Here is a 6,419-nt window from a genome sequence, read left to right on the forward strand (position 1 = left end):
GGCCTTGCCGGGCAGCGGCGGCGCGGCCCTGCAGATGCTGGTCGGCGGCGTGGAGATGAGCGCGGCGATCGGCGCGATGTACCTGCTGCTGCCGCCGGCGATCGCACCCGCACCGGCGGATTTCGTGCCGGTCTACCTGGCCGCGCTGCTGGCCGGCATCGTCAGCCATGCGCCCGGCGGGCTGGGCGTGTTCGAGGCGATCCTGCTGGGCGCCTTTCCGGCCGAGGCGCGCGCCGACGTGCTGGCCGGCCTGCTGTGCTACCGGCTGGTCTACAACCTGCTGCCGTTCGGTGTCGCGGCGCTGGCGCTGGGCCTGTTCGAGGCGCGCCGCCGGCGCACGGTGGCGGACGGACGAAGCGCGCAGCGGTAGCTTCGGCACATGCCGGCGTGCGCCGGCAACCGTATGCTCGCGCCTCCTTGCGGCGGAGTCTTCCCATGCCCGATGCCACCCACCTGACCGCCTTCGCACTGGTGGCGCTGGGCCTGGTGCTGACGCCGGGGCCGAACATGATCTACCTGGTCTCGCGCTCGGTCTGCCAGGGCCGCGCGGCCGGCCTGATCTCGCTTGCCGGCATCGGCCTGGGCTTCATCCTCTACATGCTGTGCGCAGCCTTCGGCATCACCGCGCTGGCGCTGACCGTGCCCTACGCCTACGACGCCCTGCGCATCGCCGGCGCGCTGTATCTGCTGTACCTGGCCTGGCAGGCGCTGAAGCCGGGCGGGCGTTCGCCGTTCCAGCTGCGCGAGCTGGCGCCGGACAGCCCACGCCGGCTGTTCGCGATGGGCCTGCTCACCAACCTGCTCAACCCGAAGGCGGCGATGCTCTACCTGTCGCTGCTGCCGCAATTCGTCGCGCCGGGCCACGGCAGCGTGCTCTGGCAGTCGGTGGCGCTGGGCTTCACGCAGATCGCGATCAGCCTGAGCATGAACGCGATGATCGTGCTCGGCGCCGGCTCGATCGCCGCCTTTCTCGGCGGCCGTCCGCTGTGGCAGGCGATGCAGCGCTGGCTGATGGGTACGGTGCTGGCCTCGCTGGCGGTGCGGATGCTGGCGCAGGGGCGGCGCTAGCTCAGAGCCCGAACGGCCAGGTCTCGGCGATGCCGGTGCGCGGCTCCTCGCCCAGCGGCTCGACCGCGCGGGTCTGGTCGAACCAGATGTAGCCGTCGAACTGGCGCGGCAGCGAGCATTCCACGTAGTGGCTCCAGCGTTCGGTGTCGGGGCGGTAGATCACCCCGATGAAACGCTCCAGCCGGCCGCTGGCGAGGCGCCCGCACAGCTGGCGGTGCACGCCCTCGCGCAGGTCGAGCAGGCCGCGCGGCTGGCCGGCGTCGTGGAACAGGCGCTCGTAGCTGTCCCTGCGCGAGGGCCGCACCTCCATCACCTTCATCGGCTCGTCCCAGTCGTCGGCCGCGGCGACCGTGCCGGTGTGCGTGCCGAAGCCGAGCAGCGCGGCATCGGCGCCGAAGCGCTGGCGGCACAGCTGACCCAGGTTCAGCTCCTCGCGCACCCGGCCCATCTCGGTCTGCCGCGCATCGCCGATGTGCGAGTTGTGCGCCCACACCACGGCCCGGGATCGCGATCCGCCCGCGGCGAGCAGGTTCTCCAGCGTCTCGAACATGTGGCTGTCGCGCAGGTTCCACGACTCGGCCGAGCCGTAGTACATCGCCCGGTAGTAGGCCTCGGCGTTGCTGACCAGGCGCGCGTTCTGCGCCGCGTCGAGGAAATGCTCGCCATCGGCCTGGGCGTATTCCATGCGGCGGGACAGCAGTTCGCGCAGCATCTGCACCACCGCCTTTTCGCACAGCGCGTAGCCGGCGGAGAGCGCCATGCGGCCGTATTGCGCCGGCTCCTTGCTCCAGGGCATCAGGCAGCCGTAGCGGTGCCGGGCGATCTGCGCCGCTTCGGGGTCGACCTTGTCCAGGTACTCGATCACCGCGCGGATGGAACTGTCCAGGCTGTACAGGTCCAGCCCGTAGAAGCCCGCCTGCGCCTGCATCGGCTTGCCCTTGTTGTAGCCGCGCAGCCAGTCGATGAAGCGGGCGACGTCGCGGTTGCGCCACATCCAGGTGGGGAAGCGCTGGAAGATCGGCTCCTGCCGCGTGGCCGCTCGACCGCGCACGTAGCGGTCGAGCGCGGCCGCGTCGGGCCAGTCGGCCTCCACCGCCACGATGTTGAAGCCATGCGCCTCGATCAGCCGGCGGGTGATCGCCCCGCGTGCGCGGTAGAACTCGCTGGTGCCGTGGCTGGCCTCGCCCAGCAGCACCACGCGCGCGTCGCCGTAGCGGTCGAACAGCCGTCCGAACGCCGGGTCGTCGATGTCCGGTAGCGGCTCGATCGCATCGTGGATCATGCCGGGCAGACCGCCGCCGTCGACCGGTGCGCGCGCGGCGACCGGCTCCGCCCTTGGCTGCGGCGGGGCGTCCTGTTCGCTCCAGCCGTAGCTGCCGACCAGCGGCACGAAGCGCACCTCGTCCAGGTCCTGCTGCTCGAAGCGGTCCTGCGCCACGCGGGTGACCTTGACCAGCCGCTGCCGGTGCAGGGTCTCGCCCACCGGCATCACCAGCCGCCCGCCGATGGCCAGCTGCCGGCGCAACACGTCGGGCACGGCAGGGCCACCGGCGGCGGCGAGGATGGCGTCGAACGGCCCCGCCTCCGGCCAGCCGCCGCTGCCGTCGCCCACGCGCAGCTGGATGTTGCGGTAGCCCAGCGCGTCGAAGCGCTGGCGTGCGAGCTCGGCCAGTTCGGCGTGGCGCTCGATCGCGTACACGCTCGCGGCGATGGCCGCCATTACGGCAGCCGCGTAGCCCGAACCGGCGCCGATCTCCAGCACGTTGTCGCCTTCGCCCACTTCGGCCGCCTCGAGCATGCGTGCGACGATGAACGGCTGCGAGATGGTCTGCCCGGCCTCGATCGGCAGCGGCGAATCCTCGTAGGCGAACTCGTGCAGGTTGCCCGCCACGAAGGCCTCGCGCGGGATCGTTCCCATCGCCTCCAGCACGCGCGCGTCGGTGATGCCGCGCCCGGCAAGCTGGCGATCGACCATGCGCTGGCGCTGCTGGGCAAAGTCGGTCATGGCGGATCCTCCAGGAAAGCCACGCAACGCTAGTCCGGCCGCTATCAACCGCGTGTCAAACCGCCCAGACGCCTGTTCCGCAGGCGGTTACCGCGGGCCGGCGGCGCTCGCCTAGAATCCTCGCCAGGCATCCCCGGCTCCCCACCTTGTCCCCTACCCCGCGCAAGATCCTGCACATCGACATGGACGCGTTCTACGCGTCGGTCGAGCAGCGCGACGACCCTTCGTTGCGCGGCAGGCCGGTGGTGGTGGCCTGGCGCGGGACGCGCTCGGTGGTGTGCGCGGCCAGCTACGAGGCGCGCGTGTTCGGCGTGCGCTCGGCGATGCCGGCGGTGCGCGCCGAACGGTTGTGCCCGCAGGCGGTGTTCGTGCCGCCGGATTTCGCGCGCTACAAGGCGGTGTCGCGGCAGGTGCGGGCGATCTTCGCGCGGCACACGGACCTGATCGAGCCGCTGTCGCTGGACGAGGCCTACCTCGACGTGACGCAGAGCCGCAGCGCCCTGGCCTCGGCCACCGCCGTCGCCGAAGCGATCCGCGCATCGATCCGCGAGGAGACGCAGCTGACCGCCTCGGCCGGCGTGGCGCCCAACAAGTTCCTGGCCAAGATCGCCTCGGACTGGCGCAAGCCCGACGGCCTGTTCGTGATCCGCCCGCACCAGGTCGAGGCTTTCCTCGCGCCGCTCAAGGTCGGCCGCCTGCCCGGCGTGGGCAAGGTGATGGAAGGCAGGCTCGCCGCGATGGGCGTGGCCACCGCGGCCGACCTGCGCGGGCTCGGCCAGGCCGAACTGGAGCGGCGCTTCGGCCGCTGGGGCCGGCGCCTGCACGAGCTGTCCTGGGGCATCGACGAGCATGCGGTGCAGCCGGATCGCCCGACGCTGCAGGTCTCGGCCGAGGACACCTTCGAGCACGACCTCACGCTGGAAGAACTAGAGCCGCACATCCGCCGCCTGGCCGAGAAGACCTGGGCCGGCCACCAGCGCGAGGAAGGGCGGCTGGCGCGCACAGTCGTGCTCAAGCTCAAGACCGCCGACTTCCACACGCTCACCCGCAGCTTCTCCCCGCCCACCCTGCCCGCCTCGGCGCGCGAGCTGGCCGAGCTCGCCTGTGCGCTGCGCGCACGCGTCGACCGCCCGGCCGGCACGCGCTACCGGCTGGTCGGGGTCGGCCTGGCCGGCTTCGTCGACCGCGACCACTTTGCCGCGCAGCGTGATCTGTTCGAAACTGCCGCGCCGCGCGATTGACCGGCCACAAGGATCCGCCATGCATCTGGAACTGCCCAACGTTCGCCTGCAGTCACTGAAGGATCTTCTCAAGCACTACCTGATGATCGTGCTGAGCATCCTCACCGCGCTGGGGCTGGAAGCCTGGATCGAGCACGCGCATCACGTCCATGCCGCCGCCCTGGCGCGTACGCAGATCGATGCCGAAATCCGCAGCAACCTCGCCGAAGTCCGGTCCTCGCTCGAACAGGATGCCCGGCGGGCCAAGGCGCTGACGCAGATCCGCGATGCGCTGGTGCAGGACTTCAGGGAGCACATGCCGGATGACGCGGTGGCGCGGCACGTGCAGTCGCTGGTCAAGGTCGAGGGTTTCAACCTCGGCCTGCGCTGGCCCGCGCTGCGCCAGGAGGCCTGGGACGTGGCGGTGGCCAACCAGTCGGCCAGCTGGATCGACGACGCACGCATGCGCCGGTATTCCGCGGCTTACGCCGGGCAACGCGACATGGTCACGACCATCAGCGCGAACTTGGCGCTGATCATGAACGGGCCGCGCATGGTCGACGCGATGACCGACCTGCGTACGGGCCAGGTGCAACCACGCGAGTTCCTGCGCGTGATCGGGCAGATGACGCTGATGCTGGACCAGGCCCAGAGCAGCCTGCACACGCTGGAGCAGCATCTGCAGGTTGCCCTCGGCGACTCGCCGAGAGCCTGACGCCCGGAATTGCCCGCTGGCGCCCCGGCAGGGGCGCGACCGGCTATTTCTTCTTCGGGATGTACAGGTCGGTGATGGTGCCTTCGTAGACCTCGGCGGCCATCGCCACCGACTCGCTCAGGGTCGGGTGCGGGTGGATGGTCAGCGAGATGTCGGCCGCCTCGGCGCCCATCTCGATGGCCAGCGCCAGTTCGGAGATCAGGTCGCCCGCGTGCGGGCCGACGATGCCGGCGCCGACCACGCGATGGGTCTCCTCGTCGAACAGCAGCTTGGTGAAGCCTTCGGTGCGGTCGATGCCGATGGCGCGGCCGGAAGCGGCCCAGGGGAACTTGCCGACGCCGATCTTCAGGCCCTTCTCCTTCGCCTCGCGCTCGGTCACGCCGACCCAGGCGATCTCCGGATCGGTGTAGGCCACCGACGGGATCACGCGCGCGTCGACGTGGCTCTTCATGCCGGCCACCACCTCGGCCGCCACGCGTGCCTCGTGGGTGGCCTTGTGCGCCAGCATCGGCTGGCCGACCAGGTCGCCGATGGCGAAGATGTGCGGCACGTTGGTGCGCATCTGCGTGTCGACGTTGATGAAACCGCGCTCGGTCACGGCGACACCGGCCTTGTCGGCGCCGATCTTGTTGCCGTTGGGCGAGCGACCCACCGCGACCAGCACGCGATCGAACACGGTGGTCTCGGGGATGCTCTCGCCCTCGTAGCGGACCTCGATGCCCTTCTTGGTGGCCTTGGCCTCGACCACCTTCGTTCTAAGGTGCACGCCCTTGAGCTTGCTTCCCAGGCGCTTGGCCAGCGGCTTGACCAGGTCGGCGTCCGCGCCGGGAATGATCTGGTCCATGAACTCGACCACGGTCACTTCGCTGCCCAGGCCCGCGTACACCGTGGCCATTTCCAGGCCGATGATGCCGCCGCCGACGACCAGCAGCTTTTTCGGGATGTCCTTGAGCTCCAGCGCGCCGGTGGAATCCACCACGCGCTCGTCGTCCCAGGGGAAGGCGGCCAAGCGCACGGCCTGCGAACCGGCGGCGATGATCGCGTGCTCGAAGCGGACCAGCTTGGTGCCTTCGGCCGTCTTTACTTCCAGCTCGTGCGGCGAGACGAACGTACCGACGCCCTGCACGGTGCGCACCTTGCGCTGCTTGGCCATGCCGGCCAGGCCGCCGGTGAGCTTGCCGACCACCTGTTCCTTGAACTTGCGCAGCTTGTCCAGCTCGATCGTGGGCTTGCCGAAGCTGACGCCGTGCGCGGCCATGGCCTCGGCCTCGTCGATCACGGCGGCGGCGTGAAGCAGCGCCTTGGACGGAATGCAGCCGACGTTGAGGCAGACGCCGCCCAGGCTCGCGTAGCGCTCGACCAGCACGGTGTCGACGCCGAGGTCGGCGGCGCGGAAGGCGGCGGTGTAGCC

General features: G+C 70.5%; 5 protein-coding genes and 1 pseudogene. 4 read left to right on the plus strand and 2 right to left on the minus strand.

Features of this window, described 5'->3' with window-relative positions:
• A pseudogene (locus HOQ08_RS07205) lies at positions 1-370 on the plus strand (UPF0104 family protein); the annotation flags it as partial.
• Between the two features lie 65 nt (positions 371-435).
• Entirely contained in the window at positions 436-1,068 is a 633-nt protein-coding gene (locus HOQ08_RS07210; protein WP_291192775.1) for a LysE family translocator, read from the plus strand.
• Between the two features lies 1 nt (position 1,069).
• Here HOQ08_RS07210 and HOQ08_RS07215 read toward each other — a convergent pair whose 3' ends face one another.
• Positions 1,070-3,073 carry a protein-L-isoaspartate(D-aspartate) O-methyltransferase gene (locus HOQ08_RS07215; RefSeq protein WP_291192777.1) on the minus strand — a complete coding sequence of 668 codons (2,004 nt, stop codon included), beginning with the start codon at positions 3,071-3,073 and terminating at the stop codon, positions 1,070-1,072.
• A gap of 146 nt (positions 3,074-3,219) precedes the next feature.
• On the opposite strand from HOQ08_RS07215, the gene dinB reads away from it, so the two are divergent.
• Both dinB and HOQ08_RS07225 read left to right on the plus strand, forming a co-directional pair.
• Positions 3,220-4,314, plus strand: a complete 1,095-nt coding sequence (gene dinB, locus HOQ08_RS07220) for a DNA polymerase IV (protein ID WP_291192779.1) — start codon at positions 3,220-3,222, stop codon at positions 4,312-4,314.
• 19 nt (positions 4,315-4,333) lie between these two features.
• Complete coding sequence (locus tag HOQ08_RS07225; RefSeq protein WP_291192781.1) at positions 4,334-5,008, plus strand: hypothetical protein; 675 nt, start codon at positions 4,334-4,336, stop codon at positions 5,006-5,008.
• 43 nt (positions 5,009-5,051) lie between these two features.
• On the opposite strand, the gene lpdA is transcribed toward HOQ08_RS07225, so the two are convergent.
• Positions 5,052-6,419: dihydrolipoyl dehydrogenase (gene lpdA, locus HOQ08_RS07230; RefSeq protein ID WP_291192783.1), on the minus strand; the 1,368-nt coding region annotated here is incomplete at its 5' end.

The organism is Frateuria sp., assembly GCF_013362045.1.
Taxonomy (GTDB): domain Bacteria; phylum Pseudomonadota; class Gammaproteobacteria; order Xanthomonadales; family Rhodanobacteraceae; genus Frateuria_A.